The following is a 25,250-nucleotide window of genomic DNA, read 5'->3' as shown; positions in this document are numbered from 1 at the left end:
TGCATCAAATCCTATGATGCAGAAGATACCCAACGAACATTTAGCTCATAAATAATTAAGCTGTATACTATTCCCTCGCCAACGCATCAATTGGGTTTAAGCGAGCCGCATTTCGAGCAGGTAAAAAACCAAAAATAATACCAATGGCCGTTGAACACACAAAAGCACTGACTAACGCCACGGGATCAAAAGAAAATGTCCAGCCCGGTAACGCCATTTGAGCCAATAAGCTAATCCCATACGATAGTCCAATACCCATTAGCCCTCCTATCAAACAGACTAGTACGGCTTCGATAAGAAATTGCTGCATCACATCGCTAGTTCTAGCGCCTACCGCCATTCGAATACCAATTTCTCGCGTTCTTTCAGTAACGGAAACTAACATAATATTCATCACACCAATTCCTCCGACCACTAATGAAATAACCGCCACTAGTGTGAGAAATAACTGCATTGTTTGGGTTGTTTTCTCTGCCGTTTTAATAAAGGTATCGAGGTTATAGGTGAAAATATCCTTTTTACCATGGCGCAACGTGAGTAAGCGGGTCAGTTGCTGTTCTACCGTTTTCGCATCGTAACCGTCTTTCACCCTAACAACAAAGCTCTCATAGTATGGACGGTTCAGAATTTTACTATTTACTGTGGTATCCGGTAACCAAACCGATAGTGACTTACTCGAACCAAAAGTCGATTTTTTCTCTTCAAGCACACCGATAATCGTTACAGGCATATTACCAATGAGCAAAGTTTCGCCAATAACATGTTCTTGTTTAGGGAAAAAGCGGCGCTTAGTATTGGCATCAATAACCACCACTTGTGCGCGCTTATCCACCATATCTTGCGTGAAACTCATACCTTCTGAAAATTTAGAGGCATAAACATTAAAATAATCCCGCCCAACACCGGTGAGCTGTGCCGAAGCGTCAACATTCCCTTTTCTTAAGCGTGTAGAGTGGTTGAGTTCGCCAGAAATCGCGTGCACATAAGGCTGTTTTGCTAATGCATCAATATCTGCGGCTCTCAAGGACTGACGATTTTTTGCATCATCGTACCCAAAGTCTTCCCCTGGATAAATTGAAATGGTATTCGTCCCGATTGATTTTATATCATTAAGGACCATACCTTGCGCGGCATCACCGATCACCATTATGGATACCACCGACGCAATACCAATGATAATCCCAAGCATCGTTAGCAATGTACGCATCTTATTAACGACCATGGCACGCCAAGCCATTAACAAAGCCTCGCTAAACCGACCATACATTTGGTTTAATGTCAGTTTTCTTGCAGGGGCTTTTGGTAATGAATTTGTTCGTGTTGTGGTTTTGCTACCTGAGTCATTCAAAATCTCGCCATCTTTAATTTCTACGATACGTTCTGCTTGCTGAGCTATTTCAGGGTCATGCGTGACAATGATCACTGTATGTCCTTGGGCACAAAGGTCTTTTAAAATATTCATGACCTCTTCTCCCGAATGGCTATCCAGCGCTCCTGTTGGCTCATCCGCGAGAATTATCTGCCCACCATTCATAAGAGCGCGAGCAATACTCACGCGCTGTTGTTGCCCACCAGACAACTGACTTGGACGATAATCCACGCGCTCCCCTAGCCCTAGACGCTGTAATAACTGGGCTGCTCGCTCACGACGTTGGTTCTTACCCGCCCCTGCATATACCGCAGGTACCTCAACATTTTGTTCCGCACTTAAATGACTCAGTAAATGGTAACGTTGAAAAATAAAGCCAAAATGTTCTCGGCGCAGTTCTGCCAATTGGTCATTATCTAACGTTGCGACGCTTTGGCCATCAATGCAATAATTCCCTTCTGTTGGTTTATCTAGGCACCCAATAATATTCATGAGTGTGGATTTACCTGAGCCCGAAGCGCCAATAATCGCCACCATCTCACCTGCATTAATTTGTAGTGAGACACTTTTTAAGACTGTAACTTGGTTTTCACCTTCCCCATAGCGGCGAGTGATCCCTTGAAGATCAATTAACGCAGACATAGTTAGTATTCCGTCTCGCTGTGCCCAATGACCACTTTATCGCCTTCATTAAGGCCTTTGGTAATTTCCACATACACATCGTTTCGACCACCGATTTTAACTTGTTTTTTCTCGACTTTATTCTCTTGCAGAATATCCACTTCATAGGTTTGTGGTGAAATTTCATTGCCTAATGCAGATAGCGGCAGTAACAGCACATTTTTACGTGAGTCTAATTCAATGGTGACCTGTGCAGTCATTTGTAATTTCAACAAATGTTGCGGGTTAGGCACCTCAAAACGCGCATAATAGAAAATGGCATCATTAATTTTTTCAGGTGTCGGTAAAATATCCTTTAATTGCCCAGCAAATTTTTTATCTGGAGCCCCTAAAACGGTAAAAGAGGCATCTTGGCCCGGTTCCAAATAAATCACATCGGCCTCAGAAACTTCAGCTTTGACGAGCATCGTGTCCAAATCCGCAAGGGTTAAAATTGTTGGAGCTTCCTGAGCAGCGATAACCGTCTGCCCCTGTAGTGTTTTAATAAAGGTGACAATACCATCCATTGGTGCCGTAATTTGCGTATATTTTAGATTTGTTTTTGCTGAATCTAGGGTGGCTTGGTTACGCTTAATTTGAGCTTGATAAGTGGCGACTTGCGCTTTTTTTACTTCTACATCGGTTTTCGCTTTATCAAGTTCTTGCTGAGAAACGGCCTGCTGTTTTGCTAGGCTTAAATGACGTTGATAAGTCACTTGGGCAAGGCGAAGCTCTGCTTGAGCTAATGATAAATTGGCTTCGAGTTCACGTGTTGTTGCTTCAGATTCAATAACATCATTTTGGGCTTTTTTCGGGTCAATAACCGCTAATAAGTCACCTTTTTTAACATAATCGCCCTCTTTAACATACAGTGTTTGTAACTGCCCACTCACCTGAGCCCCTACATCGACTTTACGTACTGCATCGAGTTTTCCCGTTGCCAGTACTTGTTTGTCTAAATCGCCCTGTATGACATCTACAGTTTGGAAAACCGCTTCTTTTTCTCTATTAAAAAGAAACCCAGCAGTGACTAGGGCAAAAATAATGATTACCAAGTAAATCGGCCACTTTTTTTTAGGCTTTGCCTTCATGTTTACCTACTTCCTATGAACAAAAAGAGGGCATAGCCCTCTAAATTGCTAACAACCTGTAAAAGGAGCGAGTTTCCAATTTGTTGCCAGCTAAAAACTAATGCCCCAATTATATATCACTTAAGTTATCAATTGATTCAACATGAAATAGCCATTCTTCAACGATCAATCAACAACAAGTAAAATTTATCAATATTACCATTAATTTGCTTTTCCCCTTGCCAGCCATGCCACACGAGAAAACATACTTTTCAATTGCAGCGGAATACTATCAGGGCCTAATTCTGCAGCTCTATTCACCGTGGCTAGCGCTAAATCTGGTTTCGATGTGCGAGAAATCGCTTTAAGAATCACCCGCCTTGTTGAAACCTTTGCATTATCTGGGATATCCGCAATTTCATGATAAAGACTTTTAAACCCTTCGCGATATAGAAAATGTTCCATATCTGGTGCAGGTAGCATCGTTAGCCTATCCCTATTTGAGGAATTAATTTTGTGAGCGTAATGTGTCGCGGTTGCCGCATATTTACGCCCAGCCTCGTCACCATCGGTTAAAACATGCCATTCAATTCCCATCTTATTGGCAAACTTCAGCAAAGGTTTCAAGCCACTTTGTGCAAATGCAATAACTTTTATTCCTTCAGTTTCAAAGTAATAGTTACACTGGCGCGAAAACTCATTCATCAACCAAATTTCTGTTTCTCCTTCAACTAATAACCAACAACGAGCAAATAAGGCTGATGGACGATTAAAACGAATATGGAAAGAAATTTTACGTAACTCTTCAGCGCTTAGATCATTTTCATTCAAACGATAAGCTGAAACTTTATTGGTATTGCGAACCAAACGACACAAATCTTCCAGAGGCGCTAATGAGAGTAACTCTCCTGAGTTCGTCGTCGTAATCCGCTGTAGAGAAAATAAACTAAATAAGCCCCATGCGATAGAGAGCATAATCGGATGTAAACGCGTTTCTGGATCTTCAACAATAATCAATGGCCGCGCATGTTTATCTAAGTGAATATTACCTTTTGATTGTAATAATGAAGAAAACATTCCTAAAATAATTAATCGAATATTGCGTTGATTTGGCTTTGCAATTAAACGACTAATGTTATCAAGCGCTTTCCAGCCACGCTTACGTGGCTCTATTTTAACAATTGAATTATCTGACCGAATAATATGGGAGCTTTGCCCAGAAAAATAATGGCTAAGCAACTGTTGCATAGCATCAATTCCATCACCAAGGTCTTCATCACTTAAGCGCTCAGGGTTGTTGACCAATGCACTGGTTAGCTCCTTAATACGGGCATTAAATAAGTCACGCACCTCTTTTTGCCCTGAAACTATCGTTTCTGGGTTAAGCGAGTGTAAAAATCGGGCATCTCGTAGGCGAATAACTGGGTACAACCGAATAATTTCTTTGATATATTTACCTACATTATCCAAAGAAAGCTTATTGCCGCCTGCATTTAAAAAGGTTTTATCGACGGCTATCGAGCCATCATCTCTAAGCTCTGCACTAACACGATAGAAAATATGTTTAAGGCCATCTCCGTTATCGACCCATACAGAGCTAAGATTATGAAAACGATATGATTGATGACGCCCTTTTCGCCGCTCACCAAATTTTAGAACAATCTGTAATGAGCGGTAACGCGATTCATCATTACCTGCTGGATGGTGAAAATCATGAAGACTGAATTGGTAATCTGTGTGTTCAGGAGAAAGAAGAAGATCAAGTGCATCAAGTAAACTCGATTTCCCCCAGGAATTCTCACCGACTAAAACCGTACTATTATTTAGTTCTAAAGAAAGCCGGTTAATCCCTCTAAATCCGTATATTTCCACACGTTCCAGATACATATTACTCTCTCCTTGAAGTATTTATATTCCCCCTTCTATTTCATCAGTTGCCATTACGTACTGAATGATTATGCCAAGTGAAAATATAAAAGAATAATAACCAAAGCTTACCGATTAACCACATTCATTACTATCACAATATATGCTAAATAAAAATTATTCATAACAAAACAGAGAACTATATTGAGCATCTAATAGCAGTGTTATAAAATAGTAAAACTTTCATTTTTAGTGTTTTTGACCTATTTTTCATTGAGACGCCAATAAAAAAATTTTATCACAAAAAATTCTTTTCTTACTCGGCGCTATATCAGGTTTATGCTTCGATAACCTAAATAAAAAAGATAAGCATAACTCTTTGTTTATAGTTACCTAGTCTATGGGTTAACCTTTAAGGATCCGGCCATGTATTCAGGACTTTTGATTATACTGCTACCATTAACACTTGGTTACCTTATTACTATTAGAAATAAACAAATTCTTCATCGGGTTCACCAATCACTTAACTCAATGGTCTATGTTATTTTATTTCTAATGGGAATCACTCTCGCACTGCTTGAAAACTTAAGTATTCACTTAATTTCTATTTTAATTTATGCCATTACCTTTTTTGGCTGCATATTTTCATTAAATGTTATCTCTTTGTTATTACTTGATAAATTTGACCCTTGGAAAATTCCACAACACAAACAAGAAAAGCCGCCATCTAGGATCAAAATGGTTTTAGAGTCTCTGCAGCTTTGCGGGGTGTTATTGCTGGGTTTTATTGTCGGGTTAACGGGTTTTAATTTCTTACACTATGCCGATAAAGGCAGCCAGGTTGCACTAATGTTGCTGTTGCTACTTGTTGGCATTCAATTACGCAATAGTGGAATGAGTATTAAACAAATCTTAATCAACCGACGTGGAACAACTATTGCGTTTGTCATGGGGGTCAGCGCACTCGCGGGCGGTGCATTAGCCGCGTTTTTACTCGGTCTTCCAGTAAAAATGGGGTTAGCAGTCGCCTCAGGCTTTGGCTGGTACTCATTAACAGGAATTGTAATCACCGATGCTTATGGCCCAGTCATGGGAAGCGCGGCTTTTTTCAATGACTTAGCAAGGGAACTTGCTGCAATCATGCTCATTCCAATTATTATTAATCGTTATCGTTCAACCGCTCTTGGCATTTGTGGTTCAACGTCAATGGATTTTACACTGCCTGTTTTACAACGTAGCGGTGGGGTTTCAATTGTCCCAGCCGCCATTGTTCATGGCTTTGTACTTAGTCTTATTACGCCAATTCTCATGGCCTTCTTTACATAGGTAAAATTTCAGTCACAATAGCTGTTACTTTGCGTGAAACAGGAAATTAACATGACAGATAAACAACGTGTTTTAGTGTTGGGCGCTAGTGGTTATATTGGTCAGAATCTGATCCCTAAACTTATTGAGCAAGGATATGACGTAACAGCTGGCGCACGCCGTGTTGATTGGATGTTATCCCAAGGCTGGCAAGATACCCAATGCATTTATGTAGATCTTCACGATCCTGAAACATTAAAAGATGTCATGCAAGACATCGATATTGTTTATTTCCTTGTTCATAGCATGGCCGACCAAGCTAATTTAGTCGAACGTGAACGCACAGCCGCTCGTAATGTGCAACAAGTCCTTGAAGGCTCAAGCGTTAAACATGTTATTTATCTTAGCGCATTACAGCATGGGCATACCTATTCACCGCATTTAATTGCACGACGTTTAACCGGCGATATTTTACGTGAAAGCCAAATCCCTGTTACCGAAATCCGTTCATCTATTATCGTTGGCTCTGGTTCTGCCGCATTCGAAATTATGCGCGATATGGTTTACAACTTAGCTATTTTAACTCCGCCACGTTGGGTCCGTTCTAAATCATCCCCCATCGCTCTGTCGAATATTTTGTATTATTTAACGCAACTGGCGAAAATACCAACAACCGAAAACCGAATTTTCGATGCAGGCGGCCCTGAGTATATTAGCTATCAAGAGCTATTTAAGCGCTTTATTAAGGTCAGTGGTAAACGTCGTTTACTTATTCCTATCCCGATCCCGATTAGTATGATTTCCGTGCATTTCATCAGTTTGATCACCTCCGTCCCCCCATCTATTGCTAAGGAGTTAATCCAAGGCTTGCAGCACGATCTCCCTGCAGATGATAAAGCGCTACGAGAGCTGATCCCTCAAACCTTAATCTCTTTTGATGATGCCGTTAGAGCGACTTTAGCAGAAGAAGCCGATGCTATTGATAACGCAGATTGGGGCTATGACCCAGAGGTCAGAAAACGCTGGCGCCCCGGTTATGGCTATTACCCAAAACAAGCGGGAGCAACCCTTGGAACAACAGCCAGTTCGGAATCGCTCTGGTATACAGTGCAACAAATCGGTGGAAAAAACGGCTATTTCTATGCCAATGGCCTGTGGAAAACCCGCGCCATCATGGACGATATGATGCTGAATAAAGTAAAGTACGGCCGCCCCGACCGTGAAGAACTCCAACTCGGTGATGAAATTGATGGCTGGCGCGTGATTAATCTTGAACCGAATAAACAACTTAGCTTGTTATTTGGTATGAAAGCGCCAGGCCTTGGCCGCTTAACTTTTACTATTCATGATAGCGGGAACCGCCGTTCTATTGATGTTCGCGCATGGTGGCACCCAGCTGGCTTTTGCGGCCTACTCTATTGGTTTGCCATGATGCCTGCCCATTTATTTATTTTTAAAGGTATGGCAAAACGCATCAGCGAACTGGCCTATGAGCGGGATAAACAACTCGCAAAAGAACAGCAAGCAGAGCAACTGACCGTTAAATCAGATTAATTTTAGCGTAAAAACCAAATTTTTATGCAGAAATTATTGCATAAATATGCTCATAGGATTAATATCGCAGATAGTGAAAAAAGATATTATTGGTACACATGAGCATTCAATTAAAAAACATCAACTGTTTCTATGGTTCCCATCAGGCACTCTTTGATATCAATCTAGAGTGTTCTGCTGGTGAGACTATGGTATTACTCGGGCCAAGCGGAGCAGGTAAAAGCTCGTTGTTACGTGTCCTCAATTTATTAGAAATGCCACGTTCAGGCCACTTAAACATTGTGGGTCAGCAATTTGACTTTACTTCTGCACCAGATGCGAAAGCGATCCGTGAGCTGCGTCAAAATGTGGGAATGGTATTTCAACAATATAATCTGTGGCCTCATCTGAGTGTCATGGACAACTTAATTGAAGCACCTTGTCGCGTGTTAAAATTGTCAAAGCAAGAAGCGCAAGCAAAAGCCTCTAAGCTATTAGAACGCTTACGGTTGTCGCAATTTGCTGAGCGCTACCCATTACACTTATCTGGTGGGCAGCAACAGCGTGTTGCGATTGCAAGAGCACTAATGATGGAACCAAAAGTTTTATTATTTGATGAACCAACGGCTGCACTTGACCCAGAAATTACCGCACAAGTAGTTGATATCATACGTGAACTATCAGCAACTGGAATTACACAAGTGATCGTCACTCACGAAGTGGAAATTGCGCGCAAAACCGCTAGCCGTGTCGTGTATATGGAAAACGGCCATATAGTAGAACAAGGGGATGCAAGCCATTTCACTGCACCTCAAACAGAAGCATTTGCAAATTATCTGTCACACTAATAGATATAGGATTAAGCAATGAAAAAAATTATATTAGCTGCACTGCTGGGCGCTGTAACCCTATCTGCAACTGCTGCGGAAAAAGAAACTATTCGTTTTGCAACAGAAGCGACTTACGCGCCTTTTGAAATGTTCGATAAAAATAACCAAATCGTTGGCTTTGACGTTGATTTAGCCAATGCAATGTGTGAAAAAATGAATGCAACCTGTACATTTACTCACCAATCTTTCGACAGCTTAATTCCTAGCTTAAAATTCCGTCGCTTTGAAGCATTAATGGCAGGTATCGATATTACCCCTGAGCGCCAACAGCAAGTCGATTTCACTGAGACTTACTACCCTAACTCAGCGGAATTTATTGCCGTTAAAGAAAAAATCAGCTCAATAGACCAATTAAAAGATAAAAAAATTGGCGTGCAAAACGGAACCACTCACCAAAAATACATCATGGAACAACATAAAGGGATGACAACCGTTCCTTATGATAACTACCAATCAGCTATTTTAGACTTACAAAATGGCCGTATCGATGCCGTTTTCGGTGATACCGCAGTCGCTGACGAGTGGTTAAAAGGGAAAGGTAATGAAAACTTGGGGGCAGTTGGCGAAAAAGTCACTGATCCACAATACTTCGGTATTGGTTTAGGTATTGCCGTTCGTAAAGGAAATAAAGAGCTGCTGGATAAAATGAATAAAGCCTTAGCAGAAGTTAAAGCAGACGGCACTTATGATGCTATCCACAAAAAATGGTTTCAACAGTAATCGATATAATTAATGAGCAACTTTCTATTTTTAACAAGTGCCGCCGGTATCACCGTCGGCCTTGCTGTTTCTGCGCTGATTTTGGGTTTGGTTCTGGCCATGCTGTTTACCGCATGGGAGTCCGTCCGTTTTAAACCTATCGCCTTTCTAGGAACTTGCTGGGTTACCTTGATCCGCGGCCTCCCTGAATTACTGGTTGTGTTGTTTGTCTACTTCGGTACCCTACAACTGATCAATATGTTTGGTGACGGTTTTGATATAAACCTTGGTTTTTGGCAAACCACCATCCAAATCGACCCAAGTATTTTCTTTGCTAATAGCGGCGAGTTTGACTATACCCCATTTGTTTGTGGCGTTATTGCCCTCGCCTTATTATATTCATCCTATGCATCTCAAACGCTTAGGGGCGCATTAAAAGCCGTCCCTTATGGTCAGTGGGAAGCCGGCTTTGCGTTGGGTTTAAACAAACGCACTATTTTCTTTCGGTTCATTATGCCGCAAATGTGGCGCCATGCTCTACCAGGGTTAGGCAACCAGTGGCTGGTGTTATTGAAGGACACCGCGTTAGTTTCACTCATCAGTGTTAATGATTTGATGTTACAGACTAAAACCATTGTAAACCGTACTCAGGAACCGTTTACGTGGTATGCCATTGTCGGTTTGATTTACCTTGCAATTACGCTAATCAGCCAACTAGTACTAAAGCGTATTGAGCTACGGACCACCCGCTTTGAGCGAGGTGAATCGAAATGATAGATTTAATATTAAAAATATTACCGGGACTTCCAACCAGTTTATCTCTGACGTTTAGCGCACTCATTGTGGCTTTTCTGTTAGCCATATTATTCACCTTAATTTTGTCGCTAAAAACGCCAGTGATCTCTCAAGCAGTGAAGGTCTACATTACACTGTTTACGGGTACGCCGTTATTGGTGCAATTCTTCTTAATTTATAATGGCCCAAGCCAATTTAAATCTTTGCAAGATTACCCTATGCTGTGGGAGATTATTTCCACACCCTGGGTCTGTGCAATGGTCGCTTTAGCCTTAAATAGCGCAGCTTACTCCACGTTGTTATTCCACGGCGCAGTTAAAGCCATTCCATCAGGCCAATGGCAATCGTGCCAAGCCCTTGGGATGAGCAAAATGCAAACCATGCGGATCATTTTACCTTATGCCTTCAAACGCTCATTATCGTCCTATTCCAACGAAGTGGTATTAATTTTCAAAAGTACCTCACTGGCCAGTACCATTACCATGCTAGATGTCATGGGATACAGCCAGCTTATCTTTGGTCAAACATGGGATGTGACAGCATTTGTTGCGGCAGGGATTATTTATTTAGTGGTCAATGCAATCTTAACTATTTTAATGCGTTTAATTGAACGCAAAGCGTTGGAATTTGAGCACAGAGGCTAACTTTTTTCTCGCCTAAACGTAAAAAAGCTTGGTATAAAAACCAAGCTTTTTTATGCAATTGACTAATTAGTTATCCGTTTTAATAAGGTCAACACCTCATAATGCGACGTATGAGGGAACAAATCAAACAACTGCACCTTACATACGTGATACCCCGTCAACCGCTGTAAATCTTGCGCCATTGTTTGCGCATTACAGCTGGAATACAGGATATATTCAGGCTGCATACGAGAAAGGTAATCGCATAATTCTTTACCTATTCCTCGGCGTGGCGGATTGACTAAAATAAGCTGCGGGATATCCTGATGTGCCGTGGCAAAACCCGTTGAATCCAGTGCGTTAAACTCAACATGCTTTAATCCAAGTTCATTCGCTGATTGCTGTGCGCTGGCAATCGCTGGAGCACTGATTTCGATCCCGGTTAAGCGAGTGTTTTTTTCAGCACAGTGCAACCCAAAACCGCCAACACCACAAAATAAATCCCATAAGCTATCGATATGTAGCTCTTTCACCCATTCTCTTGCTGTTTGGTATAATTTTGCAGCCACGATAGGGTTCGTTTGGAAAAAACCTTGCGGGCGAATAAACAAGGGGACTTGGTTAAACTCTTCACGTAGCGTGCGTTGCTCCGTTAAGAAAATTTCATCTTCACCCTCGAGTATTGCCATATGCACTGGCTGAATATTTGCAGTAATCACCCCAAGCTGTGGTAACTGTTCCTGTAACCACGGGAGTGCATTTTTTAGCTGTTCAATTTTTTTCTCTGAGCGCAAAACAAAGCGCAGCATGAATTTCCCAGAGTAATGACTTTGGGTTAATAATAGGTATTTTAATTCACCGCGTTTGCGCTCAATGTTATAAGGTGTCAGGCCAGCCTTTGCGATAAAAGGAATTAAAGATGCAAATACGTCAGAAAACTCAGCTGGGTATAAAGGACAGTTAGTCAAGTCAACGCCCTGTCCATCTCGCCCAACAATACCCAAAACAGGTTTTTCAACACTACCACTGACCACCATTTTGGCTTTATTGCGAAAAGCCGTTTGCGGCCCTGTCACTGGAGGCTGAAATAGAGAAATATCAATAGCCGGCAAAAGAGCCTGTAGTTGGCTCTGCTTTTCGGTAATTTGCTGTTCAGGCGTTAATGTTAGCCATTGGCATGAATGGCACTGCCCTGTGGCATATTTTTCACAATGCATAGAAAAACTTAGTGGAGAATGACTGAAGGTTTGTCGTCAAGGGAATGTTCAGAGTCTTCATCAACATTGTCATCATCTTCGCTGAAATCATCCTGATTGGCATACAGCAAATTATTGCTAAAGATTTCAAATACAATGGCTGAAATTTGATCTTCTGCTTGCTGTAAAAAATGGCCGAATTGACGATACGTCATCCCTGCTTCTAATGAAAATGATTGGCTGACAATCAATTTAGGCAAGTTTTCATTATTTATTTCAAGGAAAACTTTTGCCGTTAATGAGCTGGCATTGATTTGGCTGATATTCGCCACTAACGTCACAATCGCTGTCGGTTTAAGCTCAGCTAATGCAGATAACACCAAAACATTATTTAAAATATCGAGCTTTGCATCAAAAATACCGTCTATATTTTGCATATGGGGTAAATGTAACGCAGAGCAGGAATCACACTCGAAATAAGAGGTTTTGAGTTGGTCTAGCCATTCACGTAACTTAGTGATGTCAGGGTAACAAATAGAATCCATGGGTAGTAACCTTCTTCAACTCAAAATAGTCGTGCAATATCGATTTGTTAGGGTTTTGGCACATTTTCCCCTAACGAAAAAAACGAATAATTCTCACATATTGTAGGGCGAAACACCAGTAAAACTGCGCTTAATCTACTTACTCATCAGGTTTATTATCTGCAGAGTCTGATTTTTTAGATGCACTCTTTTCTGGCTGTTTATGATCAATACCCAAAAAACTCAGACCATGAATTGCTCGCCAGACAATATTGATCATTGCAGGCACCAAACAACCAATACCGACCATAATCATGCTCACGACCACCCCTGACTGCATTAAAGGCTCTGGCAGTGTAATATAGTCATTGAGTGCTAACAAAACAATGATAAGCAGAATGATGCCCACACCTTCTAACACGATAATGGGCTTTGGCATATCTGCCAATGAACGCATTGTCCCTTTAGATTGAGGTTTATGACCCATTCTTTTTCTCCTCTCATTATTGAGACTCTTTTATCAAACTGTGAATTATATGACATACCTATAGGTATAACAGGAAAATTCGACTTTTATTTCATAATTTATGTAGGCATAGTATTGAGCATTGCAATTAGAATCTGAGCTCAAGATAAAAAGGAGATACTATGTATACTGTTATTTTTGGTCGTCCTGGCTGCCCATACTGTGTTCGTGCAAAAGAACTCGCTGAAAAATTGAAAAATGAGCGTGAAGATTTTGACTACCGTTATGTTGATATTCAAGCGGAAGGTATTTCTAAAGAAGATTTATCTAAAACTGTCGGTAAACCTGTTGAAACCGTTCCACAAATATTCATTGATGAGCAACACATCGGTGGATGCACAGATTTCGAAGCTTACGCTAAAGAAAATTTGAATTTATACAAGTAGTTAGTCACATCCATTTTACATCCCAACAAGCAAAGTTGTTCACTTATTTATAAGTGTTAACGCTCTGCTTGTTCTTTTTGTGCTATTTAAGCCAAATTTAATAAAAATATTGCACTTTTTTCATCTAAGTAAGAACTTTCTTTTTTAGACGAGGTCTTAATTAATGCCACTGCTTTTCTTTGATGTCCCCATATTGAGGAGCCCGATAGCCAACTGTTTATTTTCATGCTATCGGGTTTTTTGTTTCTAACGACTGGGTTCGCCTTGCAATGTAATGACCAATCTACGCTTTCCACCATAGTTTCGGTGCTCACATAAATAAATCCCTTGCCACGTTCCCAAATTTAAACGCCCTTTCGTAATCGGAATAGTCAAACTTACACCCAATAAACTGCTTTTTAGGTGCGCGGGCATATCATCGCTGCCTTCATAATCATGCTTATAATAAGGCTCATTTTCAGGAACTGCATGATTAAAAAAACTCTCGAAGTCTTCTCTGACAGTGTAATCTGCATTTTCATTGATCGTTAAAGATGCCGATGTATGTTGAATAAAAATATTGGCTAAACCAATCTTAATTAAGCTAAGTTCAGGAAGCTGTCTGAGAATTTCTTCTGTCACTAAATGAAATCCTCTCGCTTTTGCGTTAAGTTGTATCTCTTTTTGCCACCACATCACTTTCTCTCCCTTTTACTTATCTAAATCTGTTACTGCACTCAATAATTATTGAGTAATAGTTAAACCGCAAGTAAATTTGTCGCACAAAGCTTTCAATAATAAGACAAAGGGACTTTACCTGCTCATTAAGACACTTTAATCTTCCTTTTATATCTATTCTGTCTTACTAACTATCTGTCCGAGGTACTAAACTGTGCTGGAACAACTTAACCTTGATCTATTCAACTTGATCAATGCTACTCCAGAAACCGCAAGTGGAACCATTGCTGTAGCAAACGTAATTGCGAAACGCTTAATCCTATTATTTCCACTATTTACTGTTGCTTGTTGGTTTTGGGGCGCCCAGCCAAATATGACTCGCCAACGTACCTTTGCCTGTAAAGCAGCCATTGCCATCGTCATTGGCTTAACAATTTCATGGTTAGTGGGCTATTTTGCACCTCATGACCGCCCATTTGTCATGGGAATTGGCACTAATTTCTCCGAGCATGAAGCCACGCCTTCATTCCCGAGCAACCATGGTACGATTGTCTTTACATTCGCTTTCGCATTCCTGTTCTGGCTAAGGACTTGGGTAGGGCTTGTCATGATGATCCCCGCTATTGTCATTGCTTGGTCGCGTATTTACCTCGGCGTTCACTGGCCTCTAGATATGGCTGGCGCCTTTATACTTGCGATTGTCGCATGTGGTTTAGCTCAAATCCTCTGGTCTGTTGGTGCGTATAAAATTCAATTACCTATCACTCGGCTATATAGTTTTATTTTTGCCTCTCTTATTCGTAAAGGTTGGTTTCAACCATAATAATGTATATTCAAATACTGGCATTAATTAATGCCAGTATTTTTAGCATTATAAAAATTGCGCTAAATCAAAGTTTCTGTTTATTTCCACTCTCATGATTAAAACTTTTTTGAAGTTATCAATGAAATTATTAAAACAATCAGTTAACAAATATCTTGTTACCTATTTTAATTATTTTTTTCGTTGCAAAAAAAGTAGCAAATATAAGCACAAAAAAAACGTAAAATAATTAATATATAGTTATCTTTCCTCTAGTTTTTAAACTAATTAGTCACGCAATGAACCAATCTGAAAAATAAAAATATTTCATTTATTATCAATTCGTTATAATTCAATCTTAACGTTTCATTTGTACTATGATTACAGTAAAGCTCAATATTTATATTGATATGGATGATGTTTTAACCAGCTCAATTTCAATCATTAATATAATAATATTTTTTCAGCAGAATTTAATTCTGTTGAAAACCAAGAAAATTTAAACTTATTTACCTTGTATCTTACTTATAAAAAAAGCAAACCTAACACAAATTTTATTAACAATTTTATAAAATATGATTATCTATCGCAATCTAAGGAGATATTTCTCTTTTGAGATGATGATCACGGCATTTTATTCTGGTAAACTATACATTCACACCCTCAAAATCCACATTTAAAATTTTATGATAAAAATGCAAAACTGATTGAAAATAAATTTAGACCTAATATGAGTTTTATTTTCAATCAGTTTGTTACGCAAAAGAAAACAATGGTTATTGGATAATTGTTCGTACCAAAAGATTAAAGTTCGTAATGCATTTGTCGTTACGCTAAATGATTTTTTTTGACTTATATTTTCGGAGACTATTATGGATGCAACAAAAGTTGGTTCCATCGACAAAACAGCCTCGCAAACAGTAACGAGTAATGCTTGGCGCAAAACTGACACAGTATGGATGCTGGGTTTATATGGTACAGCTATCGGTGCTGGTGTGTTATTTTTGCCCATCAACGCAGGTATGAGTGGTTTATTACCTGTTTTACTGATGCTGGTATTAGCCTTCCCAATGACATTTTTTGCTCACCGCGGGTTAACACGCTTCGTTCTGTCTGGTTCAAAACCAGACGGTGATATTACAGAGGTCGTAGAAGAACATTTTGGTCGCACAGCAGGTAACTGGATCACGCTGCTCTACTTCTTTGCTATTTATCCTATCCTTCTTGTTTATGGTGTTTCCATTACCAATAACGTCAATAAATTTTTAACCGAATTATTGGGCGTTGGCGCGCCACCACGCTGGTTACTTGCCTTGATCCTTGTAGGCGGAGTAATGGCGATTGTGGCATTCGGCGAAAAATACATCGTCAAAGTCATGAGCATGTTAGTGTTTCCATTTATCGCCGTATTGGTTGCATTCTCACTGTATATGATCCCACATTGGTCTGGTGATGTACTGAATACTTTAACTTGGGAAGGAATCACTGAAGCAACAAAAAATACGGGTGGACAAAGCATCTGGGTCACTATTTGGCTGACAATCCCTGTGATGGTATTCGCATTTAACCACTCGCCAATTATTTCTGCTTTCTCCGTTGCAAAACGTGAAGAATACGGTGATGCAGCTGAACAAAAATGTTCACGGATCCTTGCTTCTGCACACATTCTGATGGTGCTGACCGTTATGTTCTTCGTGATAAGCTGTGTATTTACCTTATCTTCAGCAGATCTTGCACAAGCTAAAGCACAAAATATCAGTATTCTTGACTACCTGTCTGGCTATTTTGACCAGCCATTCATTAAATATGCCGCTGCAATCATTGCTTTTATTGCAATTATTAAATCCTTCCTTGGTCACTATTTAGGTGCTCGCGAAGGTTTCAATGGCCTAGTCGAACGTGCTTACCGTGCAAAAGGCAAAACAATTGATGTTCGCAAGTTAAACCGTGGCACTGCAATCTTCATGTTAGTCACAACTTGGTTAGTGGCAACATTGAATCCAGGTGTGCTGGATATTATTGAAAGCCTCGGTGGCCCTGTTATCGCTATCTTACTGTTCTTGATGCCAATGTATGCAATTAGCAAGGTACCTGCAATGCGCAAATACTCAGGTAAAATCAGTAATGTATTTATCGTAATTATGGGTCTAGTCGCTATCTCTGCGGCAACATATAAGTTATTCTTCTAATTGAAGCCACTAGGTAGCGACCAACAACGGAAGCTACCTAATTTCAATGACTTTCTACAAAAGGAAGCACTGAATATGATTAGTGTATTTGATATCTTCAAAATTGGCATCGGCCCTTCAAGTTCCCATACCGTCGGCCCAATGAAAGCGGGCAAACAGTTTGTTGACGACCTTATCCAGCAAAAATTACTCTCTCGCACAACACGAATTGCAGTTGATGTATATGGTTCGCTCTCTTTAACGGGTAAAGGCCATGCAACGGATATGGCGATTATTATGGGCCTTGCAGGTAACTTACCGGACACCATTGATATTGACGCTATTCCTGCTTTTATGCGTAATGTTGAGCAAACTGAAAGGCTCTCCCTTGCACATGGGCAACATGAAGTTGATTTCCCTACTGAAGGGGGGATGAATTTTCATACGACCAATCTCCCTCTCCATGAAAATGGAATGAGTATTACGGCATTTAGTGGTGATGATGTTATTTACACCAAAAATTATTATTCTATCGGTGGTGGTTTTATCGTCGATGAAGAACACTTTGGCCAGTCTGACGAAAGTGTCGTTCAAGTCCCTTACCCATTTAAATATGCGGCTGACCTGCAAAAACACTGTAAAGAAACTGGTTTATCACTTTCCGCTCTCGTGATGCAAAATGAATTAGCGCTGCGTAGTAAAGAAGAAATTCATCAATATCTCTCATCCGTATGGGATGTCATGAAGTCTGGTATTGAACGTGGGGTGACAACCGAAGGTTTACTACCGGGCCCATTACGTGTGCCACGTAGAGCTGCTGCGTTACGTCGTCAACTCGTAACAACCGATAACACCAACATGGACCCAATGGCAGTGATTGATTGGATCAATATGTACGCCCTTGCCGTTAACGAAGAAAATGCAGCGGGTGGTCGTGTTGTGACAGCGCCAACGAATGGAGCTTGCGGTATTATTCCTGCGGTATTAGCTTACTATGATAAATTCATTCGCCCGGTGAATGAAAACTCCTATACCCGTTACTTTTTGGTGTCCGGTGTAATTGGTGCGCTGTATAAGATGAATGCCTCAATTTCCGGTGCTGAAGTAGGCTGCCAAGGGGAAGTCGGTGTAGCTTGTTCGATGGCTGCTGCGGGATTAGCCGAGCTAATGGGGGGCAGCCCTGAGCAAGTGTGTATCGCAGCAGAAATTGCTATGGAACATAACTTAGGCTTAACCTGTGACCCTGTTGGTGGGCAAGTACAGGTCCCTTGTATTGAACGCAACGCTATTGCCTCTGTCAAAGCCGTCAATGCAGCCCGTATGGCACTTCGACGTGTCAGTGACCCACGGGTTTGCCTCGATAAAGTCATTGAAACCATGTATGAAACAGGCAAAGACATCAACGCTAAATATCGTGAAACCTCCCAAGGCGGCTTAGCAATTAAATTGGCTCACTGTGAATAGTCTTGTTTATCAATGAGGTGCTATAAAAATGCCTGCATTAGCAGGCATTTTTGTGTTCACATCATTTTCAATTTAATCATTATTAACCGAAAATAGCACTCCACCAGCCGCTAATCGTTTTCATAATGTAATCCCAAATACGACCGAAGAACCCGGCTTCCTCAACGGCACTTTTTGCGACTAAAGGATGCTGCTCGATAACTTCATCATTAAGAATAAAGTTAATCGTCCCTACCGCTTGGTTCTTAGCTAATGGTGCTTCAAGTGAATCATTAGCTAGTTGAATATCCACTTTTAAGTTTTGTAACTGCCCTTTAGGGATCGTGATAGAAACATCATCGGTAACACCTAAATCAACTTCTGAAGTATCACCAAACCAGACACGCTGCTTTTTCAATGTGGCATCAGCCTTAATTGGCGTGACAGTTTCAAAGAAGCGGAAACCCCATGTGAGTAATTTTTCGCTTTCAGAAAAACGCACGCGGTCACTTGGTGCCCCCAATACGACGGAAATCAAACGCATATCGCCTTCTGTTGCAGAGGCGACTAAATTATGACCAGCACCACTCGTGTGCCCAGTTTTTACGCCATCCACTTTCAGGTTTTGGCTCCATAACAAACGGTTACGATTAGTCTGGCGAATTTTATTAAAGGTAAATTCTTTTTCCTTGTGCAGCGCGTATTCATCAGGCACATCGCGGATCATGGCTTGCGTTAACAATGCCATATCCCGCGCTGTACTGTATTGCCCTTCTGAATCTAGGCCATGAACCGTTTTAAAATGGGTGTTTTTCAAACCAATCTTTTGCACGTATTGGTTCATTAGACTCACAAATGAGTCTTGGCTCCCTGCAACATAATCAGCAAGGGCAATACTGGCATCATTCCCTGACTGGATCACAATCCCTTTATTTAGATCCAATACAGAAACACGGTCTTTTGGCTTTAGAAACATCAAAGAGGAGCCTTTAAGAACAGGGTTACCCGTCGCCCACGCATCTTCCCCTACTGTGACCATGTCTTGTGGCGTGATTTTCCCTGCATTGACGGCCTGGCCAATCACATAACTGGTCATAATTTTTGTTAAACTGGCGGGATCTAAGCGCTCATCAGGATTCCCTGAAGCTAAAATTTTACCGCTATTATAATCCATCAGAACAAACGCTTTTGCATCGACTTGAGGAGCAACCGGTGTCTGCGCCGCATAAGCACTGGTAGTTACGGCAACCAAAAGACTCAACCCAATACCAGCTCGACGGGTTTTTAAAGACAACATTTTCTTACTCATCGGTTATTCCTTCACTTAATTCTACACATTTAAATTACTGTCATTGACTCAACATCACTAAACGAGAACCCATCGCTGTGACAAAATTCGATAACTAGACCTAATATAAGACTTTAATTTCATAGAGGCCACCAGTAACAAATAAACATTTGCCTATAAGTGGATTTAATCTATCTTAACCGTGTCCGATGCCAAAAAAATCAATTTAGGAGACTGCCATGTTAACTGTTTGGGGACGCGTCAACTCTTCCAATGTCAAAAAAGTACTTTGGTGCTTAGAAGAATTAAATATCGCTTACAATCAAAAAGATGTGGGTGGCCCATTTGGTGGGCTAGATACACCTGAATATATAAAAATGAATCCAAACAGCACAATTCCAACTCTACAGGATGATGACTTTGCACTGTGGGAATCGAATGCGATTTTACGTTACCTTACGGAAAAATTTGATCATTCTCACTTATTACTCGCACAAGACATACAAGAACGAGCTGCCGCTGATAAATGGATGGATTGGAGTGGTGCTAATTTATTCGACCACATTAAACAGATGATGAACAAAATTGTTCGTGTCCCAGAAGCGGATAGAGACCCAGAACAAGCTAAAATTATTTATGGCAATATCAATCGGTTACTAACCATTGCTGATAATGCATTAGCTAACCAAGCTTATTTTAGTGGTGATAAATTTGGTATCGCAGACATTGCCATCGCGCCACTATTTTACCCTTGGCATGAAATTGTCACGCAGCGCCCTGAATTTAACAATTTGGAGCGCTGGTACCAACAACTAACCACCCGCCCTGCGTTCCAAAAAATTGTTATGATCCCAATTAAATAATTACAGGGTCATATTCATCAAACTTGGGTTTGGGTACTGGTATTCAAATCCAAGTTCTTGGCAAATTTTATTACCGTTAATAATTTTCCCCACTAACGCATTTTCCTCATCGATAAATTGAGGGGGGACTAAACCAATAGATTGCGCTGCATGAGTATAAAATTCGGCTCGTGTTGGGTGAATTGGCGCGCAGAGGTTATAAATATGCTCCCCTTGCCGCTGCTGGAGCAATAATAAAATGGCATCAATCACATCATCTTGATGTACCATATTGACAGGCTGGTTTGCCCCTTTCACCCCGGTTTTCCCCGCTAAAAAACGCCCTGCATGTCGTTTTTCACCAACTAATCCCGCTAACCGCAGAATATCCACCGATATGTTCGGTAACTGATGCAACCACTGCTCTGTCGCCACCAAGGCTTTAGCGGATCCCGTCACGCCATCCAATGGGCTATTCTCAGTCATTTCGCCATTTTGTTCCCCATAAACTGCCGTAGATGATGTGAAAATAACTTTAGGCACTTGAAATGCTATTGCGCTATTCACCAGAGCTTCAACTGCGGTCACATAGTATCCAGTATTAATTTTAGAGGGTGGAAGCAAAATGACGATAGCATCACTTTGAGTCATCAATTGTGATAAATCATCATCATCGCACTCAAGTTCTGGGGTTAATTTCAATGCATAACACTCTATTCCTACCGCTTGAGCGGCTTCAATACCATCTGCTGTTGTTTTAGTTCCAACCACATGAATGCCTTGAGACAATAAGGCCTGAGCAAGGGGGAGCCCAACCCACCCTAACCCGATGATAGTGACTTTCTTCATATGATAACTCCCCAATCGTTCAACTGACTGAAATTAACCACAGAGTAGCTGAAAACCATAAAACTTCCGAATACAATTTCTGAGGGATTTATCACTATAAAAAGTGAACAACTAATTATTATTGGTTATTTTTAAAAAAAAGGTTGCATTCATAGTGGGAAATCGGATAGGTTGGATAGCAATGAGTATTTAGTTAGCACAATGAATGTTTAGTCATTCACTTAAATAACAGAACGGAAGACATTATGAATCGTATTTCACGCAACCATCATCACCACCATCATCCTGACTAGTCTTTCGGGCGATGTGTGCTGGAAGACGTTCAACGAATCTTCCGGTGGCTGAAATGCGAATTGAGAGAACCCTCGGAAGATAATCTTCCGAGGGTTTTTTTATTCTTGAACAAAGAGTTATTAAACAAAAAATTTTAAAGGGATAAGGGTAAAGTCATGTTGGATAAATCACGTTTACGTATTGCAATACAAAAATCAGGTCGTCTAAGTGAAGAATCAAGAGAATTACTTTCTCGCTGTGGAATCAAAATTAATTTACAACAACAACGTTTGATTGCTTATGCAGAAAATATGCCTATTGATTTACTTCGTGTTCGTGATGACGATATCCCTGGTCTGGTCATGGACGGTGTCGTTGACTTAGGGATCATCGGTGAAAACGTTCTTGAAGAAGAGTTATTAAACCGCCGTGCTCAAGGTGAAAACCCTCAATACAAAACACTACGCCGCCTCGATTTCGGTGGATGCCGCCTATCATTAGCCGCACCATTAGATTTTAACTACACAGGAGCAGAATGCCTAAATGGCTCACGTGTTGCAACTTCCTATCCTCACTTGTTAAAACGCTATTTCGACCAGAAAGGCATTCAATTTAAATCATGTCTGTTAAATGGCTCAGTCGAAGTCGCTCCGCGCGCTGGTCTTTCCGACGCCATCTGTGACCTCGTCTCTACAGGGGCAACTCTTGAAGCAAACGGCCTAAAAGAAGTGGAAGTCATTTACCGCTCTAAAGCCTGTTTAATTCAACGTGATGGCGAAATGTCACCGGAAAAACAACAACTTATTGACCGTATGATGACCCGCATCCAAGGTGTTATCCAAGCGCGCGAATCTAAATACATTATGTTACACGCACCAAGTGAAACACTGGAAGAGATCATTGCCTTGCTGCCGGGCGCTGAACGCCCAACCATTTTACCGCTAGCGGGTGAACAAAGCCGTGTCGCTATGCACATGGTGAGCTCCGAGACGCTGTTCTGGGAAACCATGGAAAAATTAAAAGCGCTAGGTGCAAGCTCGATTCTTGTTCTACCAATCGAAAAAATGATGGAGTAAGCTGCCATGAAAATGGGATTTAACCAACCTGTTCGCTGGTCGGCTTGTAACCAAGAGCAACAAAGTGCTTTACTGATGCGCCCTGCGATTGCAGCCTCTGGCAGCATTAGTACTGCGGTAAGCCAAATTATTGACCAAGTCCGTAACGAGGGTGACACCGCCCTCAAAGCACTGAGCCGTCGTTTCGATAAAGCTGAAATCGAAACGGTGCGTATTCCTGCAAATGCGGTTGACGCAGCAGAGGCTCGTCTTGGTGATGAAATCAAAACTGCAATGAAAACAGCGATTAGCAACATTCGTCGTTTTCACGAGGCTCAAAAGCCCACTCCGATTACAGTGGAAACACAGGCAGGCGTCGTGTGCCAACAAGTCACGCGCCCAATAGATGCAGTCGGTTTGTATATTCCGGGAGGGTCTGCCCCCCTGTTATCAACGGTCATGATGTTGGGAACCCCAGCGAATATCGCAGGCTGTCGCAAAATTATTTTGTGTTCGCCCCCACCTATTGCCGATGAAATTTTGTATGCAGCGAAACTGTGTGGCATCAGCGATATTTTCCAAGTAGGCGGTGCGCAAGCGATTGCTGCAATGGCATTTGGTACCCAAAGTATTCCTGCGGTTGATAAAATTTTTGGCCCTGGTAATGCCTATGTCACTGAAGCAAAACGCCAAGTGAGCCAAAGCCATGATGGAGCCGCCATTGATATGCCGGCAGGGCCTTCTGAAGTGTTAGTGATCGCAGATAGCGGAGCAAACCCCGCGTTTACGGCCTCTGATTTACTCTCTCAAGCAGAACATGGTCCTGATTCGCAAGTCATTTTATTAACTGACGATGAAAACTTTGCCCAACGCGTGATCGAAGAAACAGAAAAACAATTAGCCCAACTTTCACGTGCAGAAATTGCGAGAGAAGCCCTGAGCGCCAGCCGTGTCATCATCGCTGATTCCATCTCTCAATGCGTTGAAATTAGCAACCGTTATGGCCCTGAGCACTTAATACTGCAAACACGCAATGCAGATGATTTAGTAGATGCAATTACTAGCGCGGGCTCGGTGTTTGTTGGCGACTGGTCGCCAGAGTCGGCTGGCGACTATGCATCAGGCACCAACCACGTATTGCCTACTTATGGATATACCGCAACCTATTCAAGCCTTGGGCTCGCGGATTTTATGAAGCGAATGACAGTCCAAAAACTGTCAAAACAAGGTTTATTAGGCTTAGCCGACACCATCGAAACGTTAGCTCAAGCAGAGCAACTCACGGCTCACAAAAATGCCGTTACTTTACGCGTTAACGAACTAAAAAAACAAAATCAGGAGTAAGTCATGAGCCAACTATTTAATGCCGCCAGTCTTGCACGTGAAAATGTTAAAACCATGACGCCTTATATGTCTGCACGACGTTTAGGGGGAAATGGGGACGTTTGGCTCAATGCCAATGAATATCCGCTTGCACCTGATTACCAATTCAGTGAACGTAACCTTAACCGTTACCCTGAATGCCAACCGGTTGCAGTGATCAATAACTACGCGGCTTACGCCAAAGTTAAACCCGAGCAAGTACTCGTTTGCCGTGGAGCCGATGAGTCCATCGAGTTGTTAATCCGCGCATTTTGTGAACCAGGCAAAGATGCGGTGATGTTTTGCCCGCCAACCTATGGCATGTATAGCGTCAGTGCAGAAACCTTTGGCGTTGAACAAAAGAAAATCATGGCGTTGCCAGACTGGGCATTAAACGTTAATGCGATCCGTGAAAATCTATCCAATACCAAACTGATTTATATTTGCAGCCCAAATAACCCAACAGGCAATATCATCGACAATAAAGATTTACGCGAAGTGCTAGATATGGCTGCGGGCCGTGCATTAGTCGTTGTCGATGAAGCCTATATTGAATTCTGCCCAGAATACAGTGTGGCAAGCTGGTTAGCGCAATACCCTAACCTCGTTATTTTAAGAACCTTATCCAAAGCCTTTGCATTAGCTGGTTTGCGCTGTGGTTTTACCTTAGCGTCCCCTGAAGTAATTGAAGTGCTATTGAAGGTTATCGCCCCTTACCCTTTATCAACCCCTGTTGCGATGATTGCTGCTCAAGCTCTTGAACCTCAAGGCATTGAGACGATGAAAAACCGCGTAACAACGATAACAGAAGACCGCATTGCACTTTGTGAGGCTTTGCGCGACTTATCGGTGGTTGAACACGTTTATCCAAGTGAAACTAACTATATTTTGGTACGTTTTATCGATGGTAATAAAGTGTTTAAAGCCCTGTGGGACCAAGGCATTATTTTACGTGACCAGAGCAAACAACCCGGTCTCATTAATTGCCTGCGTATTACTGTTGGGACAGAAATAGAAAATACCCGTGTTATTGAAGCTATTGCAGCACTTTGCTAATTAGGAATGACTC

At 41.4% G+C, this 25,250-nt stretch carries 23 protein-coding genes and 1 other annotated feature; of the genes, 14 read left to right on the top strand and 9 right to left on the bottom strand.

All coding sequences use genetic code 11. The features are described 5' to 3' along the window. Positions 1-67 precede the first annotated feature (67 nt). The 3 genes from macB to M0M83_RS06320 all read right to left on the bottom strand — a co-directional run bounded on the left by macB (position 68) and on the right by M0M83_RS06320 (position 4,986). Entirely contained in the window at positions 68-2,011 is a 1,944-nt protein-coding gene (gene macB, locus M0M83_RS06330) for a macrolide ABC transporter ATP-binding protein/permease MacB (protein ID WP_248467879.1), read from the bottom strand. A 2-nt stretch (positions 2,012-2,013) separates the two neighbouring features. Continuing rightward, the gene (macA, locus tag M0M83_RS06325) at positions 2,014-3,120 is read right to left on the bottom strand and encodes a macrolide transporter subunit MacA (RefSeq protein ID WP_125893250.1); all 1,107 of its coding nucleotides are present in this window, start codon (positions 3,118-3,120) and stop codon (positions 2,014-2,016) included. Between the two features lie 201 nt (positions 3,121-3,321). After that, complete coding sequence (locus tag M0M83_RS06320) at positions 3,322-4,986, bottom strand: DUF2813 domain-containing protein (RefSeq protein WP_248467878.1); 1,665 nt, start codon at positions 4,984-4,986, stop codon at positions 3,322-3,324. Positions 4,987-5,391: 405 nt separating this feature from the next. Here M0M83_RS06320 and M0M83_RS06315 point away from each other — a divergent pair, with 405 nt between their 5' ends. The 6 genes from M0M83_RS06315 to artM all read left to right on the top strand — a co-directional run bounded on the left by M0M83_RS06315 (position 5,392) and on the right by artM (position 10,831). Next, entirely contained in the window at positions 5,392-6,291 is a 900-nt protein-coding gene (locus tag M0M83_RS06315; RefSeq protein WP_213913493.1) for a lysine exporter LysO family protein, read from the top strand. A 51-nt stretch (positions 6,292-6,342) separates the two neighbouring features. Beyond that, entirely contained in the window at positions 6,343-7,824 is a 1,482-nt protein-coding gene (locus M0M83_RS06310) for a DUF2867 domain-containing protein (protein ID WP_248467877.1), read from the top strand. Positions 7,825-7,922: 98 nt separating this feature from the next. Beyond that, positions 7,923-8,651, top strand: coding sequence for an arginine ABC transporter ATP-binding protein ArtP (gene artP, locus M0M83_RS06305; RefSeq protein WP_125893258.1), 729 nt, complete (start codon positions 7,923-7,925; stop codon positions 8,649-8,651). A gap of 18 nt (positions 8,652-8,669) precedes the next feature. Then, the gene (gene artJ / locus M0M83_RS06300) at positions 8,670-9,413 is read left to right on the top strand and encodes an arginine ABC transporter substrate-binding protein (protein ID WP_102138435.1); all 744 of its coding nucleotides are present in this window, start codon (positions 8,670-8,672) and stop codon (positions 9,411-9,413) included. Positions 9,414-9,425: 12 nt separating this feature from the next. After that, a complete protein-coding gene (gene artQ, locus M0M83_RS06295; RefSeq protein ID WP_213913491.1) occupies positions 9,426-10,166 on the top strand; it encodes an arginine ABC transporter permease ArtQ in 741 nt (246 codons plus the stop codon). Further along, entirely contained in the window at positions 10,163-10,831 is a 669-nt protein-coding gene (artM, locus tag M0M83_RS06290) for an arginine ABC transporter permease ArtM (protein WP_125893262.1), read from the top strand. Before artQ ends, artM begins: the two co-directional genes overlap by 4 nt. Before the next feature lie 62 nt (positions 10,832-10,893). Here the strand turns inward: artM and rlmC are convergent, their stop codons facing one another. The 3 genes from rlmC to M0M83_RS06275 form a co-directional block, all read right to left on the bottom strand. After that, positions 10,894-12,027 carry a 23S rRNA (uracil(747)-C(5))-methyltransferase RlmC gene (rlmC, locus tag M0M83_RS06285; protein WP_248467876.1) on the bottom strand — a complete coding sequence of 378 codons (1,134 nt, stop codon included), beginning with the start codon at positions 12,025-12,027 and terminating at the stop codon, positions 10,894-10,896. 8 nt (positions 12,028-12,035) lie between these two features. Continuing rightward, positions 12,036-12,551: a YbjN domain-containing protein gene (locus M0M83_RS06280; protein ID WP_125893266.1), complete on the bottom strand. Its 516-nt coding sequence runs from the start codon at positions 12,549-12,551 to the stop codon at positions 12,036-12,038. 139 nt (positions 12,552-12,690) lie between these two features. Continuing rightward, positions 12,691-13,017 (bottom strand): YbjC family protein, encoded by a 327-nt coding sequence (locus M0M83_RS06275; RefSeq protein WP_125893268.1) that lies wholly within the window; start codon positions 13,015-13,017, stop codon positions 12,691-12,693. 161 nt (positions 13,018-13,178) lie between these two features. Between M0M83_RS06275 and M0M83_RS06270 the strand changes: the two genes are divergently transcribed. Beyond that, on the top strand, positions 13,179-13,442 hold the full coding sequence (locus M0M83_RS06270) for a GrxA family glutaredoxin (RefSeq protein ID WP_004256424.1): 264 nt from the start codon (positions 13,179-13,181) through the stop codon (positions 13,440-13,442). 246 nt (positions 13,443-13,688) lie between these two features. Here M0M83_RS06270 and M0M83_RS06265 read toward each other — a convergent pair whose 3' ends face one another. Continuing rightward, a complete protein-coding gene (locus M0M83_RS06265; RefSeq protein ID WP_248468421.1) occupies positions 13,689-14,117 on the bottom strand; it encodes a secondary thiamine-phosphate synthase enzyme YjbQ in 429 nt (142 codons plus the stop codon). Positions 14,118-14,313: 196 nt separating this feature from the next. Here M0M83_RS06265 and ybjG point away from each other — a divergent pair, with 196 nt between their 5' ends. From ybjG to M0M83_RS06250, 3 genes are all read left to right on the top strand, one after another. After that, positions 14,314-14,922, top strand: coding sequence for an undecaprenyl-diphosphate phosphatase (ybjG, locus tag M0M83_RS06260; protein ID WP_125893272.1), 609 nt, complete (start codon positions 14,314-14,316; stop codon positions 14,920-14,922). A gap of 851 nt (positions 14,923-15,773) precedes the next feature. After that, on the top strand, positions 15,774-17,090 hold the full coding sequence (locus M0M83_RS06255; protein ID WP_004909352.1) for a serine/threonine transporter: 1,317 nt from the start codon (positions 15,774-15,776) through the stop codon (positions 17,088-17,090). Between the two features lie 75 nt (positions 17,091-17,165). Further along, positions 17,166-18,533 carry an L-serine ammonia-lyase gene (locus M0M83_RS06250; RefSeq protein ID WP_248467875.1) on the top strand — a complete coding sequence of 456 codons (1,368 nt, stop codon included), beginning with the start codon at positions 17,166-17,168 and terminating at the stop codon, positions 18,531-18,533. Between the two features lie 82 nt (positions 18,534-18,615). Here the strand turns inward: M0M83_RS06250 and M0M83_RS06245 are convergent, their stop codons facing one another. Then, positions 18,616-19,821, bottom strand: a complete 1,206-nt coding sequence (locus M0M83_RS06245; RefSeq protein ID WP_213913487.1) for a serine hydrolase — start codon at positions 19,819-19,821, stop codon at positions 18,616-18,618. 218 nt (positions 19,822-20,039) lie between these two features. Here M0M83_RS06245 and M0M83_RS06240 point away from each other — a divergent pair, with 218 nt between their 5' ends. Beyond that, on the top strand, positions 20,040-20,663 hold the full coding sequence (locus tag M0M83_RS06240) for a glutathione S-transferase family protein (protein WP_248467874.1): 624 nt from the start codon (positions 20,040-20,042) through the stop codon (positions 20,661-20,663). Here M0M83_RS06240 and M0M83_RS06235 read toward each other — a convergent pair whose 3' ends face one another. After that, positions 20,664-21,491 carry an SDR family oxidoreductase gene (locus M0M83_RS06235; RefSeq protein ID WP_213913485.1) on the bottom strand — a complete coding sequence of 276 codons (828 nt, stop codon included), beginning with the start codon at positions 21,489-21,491 and terminating at the stop codon, positions 20,664-20,666. Between the two features lie 268 nt (positions 21,492-21,759). Further along, positions 21,760-21,887: a sequence feature (His leader region), on the top strand. 53 nt (positions 21,888-21,940) lie between these two features. Between M0M83_RS06235 and hisG the strand changes: the two genes are divergently transcribed. From hisG to hisC, 3 genes are read left to right on the top strand one after another with little or no spacing between them, the layout of a single operon-like run. After that, positions 21,941-22,840, top strand: a complete 900-nt coding sequence (gene hisG, locus M0M83_RS06230) for an ATP phosphoribosyltransferase (RefSeq protein WP_004256451.1) — start codon at positions 21,941-21,943, stop codon at positions 22,838-22,840. Between the two features lie 6 nt (positions 22,841-22,846). Beyond that, positions 22,847-24,163 (top strand): histidinol dehydrogenase, encoded by a 1,317-nt coding sequence (gene hisD / locus M0M83_RS06225; protein WP_125893282.1) that lies wholly within the window; start codon positions 22,847-22,849, stop codon positions 24,161-24,163. A gap of 3 nt (positions 24,164-24,166) precedes the next feature. Further along, the gene (gene hisC / locus M0M83_RS06220; protein WP_213913484.1) at positions 24,167-25,237 is read left to right on the top strand and encodes a histidinol-phosphate transaminase; all 1,071 of its coding nucleotides are present in this window, start codon (positions 24,167-24,169) and stop codon (positions 25,235-25,237) included. Positions 25,238-25,250 lie beyond the last annotated feature (13 nt).

The sequence above is a fragment of the Providencia rettgeri genome (assembly GCF_023205015.1).
Lineage (GTDB): Bacteria > Pseudomonadota > Gammaproteobacteria > Enterobacterales > Enterobacteriaceae > Providencia > Providencia rettgeri_E.
Note: the sequence above shows the minus strand (reverse complement) of the source record. Positions and strands in the feature narration are given on the sequence as shown.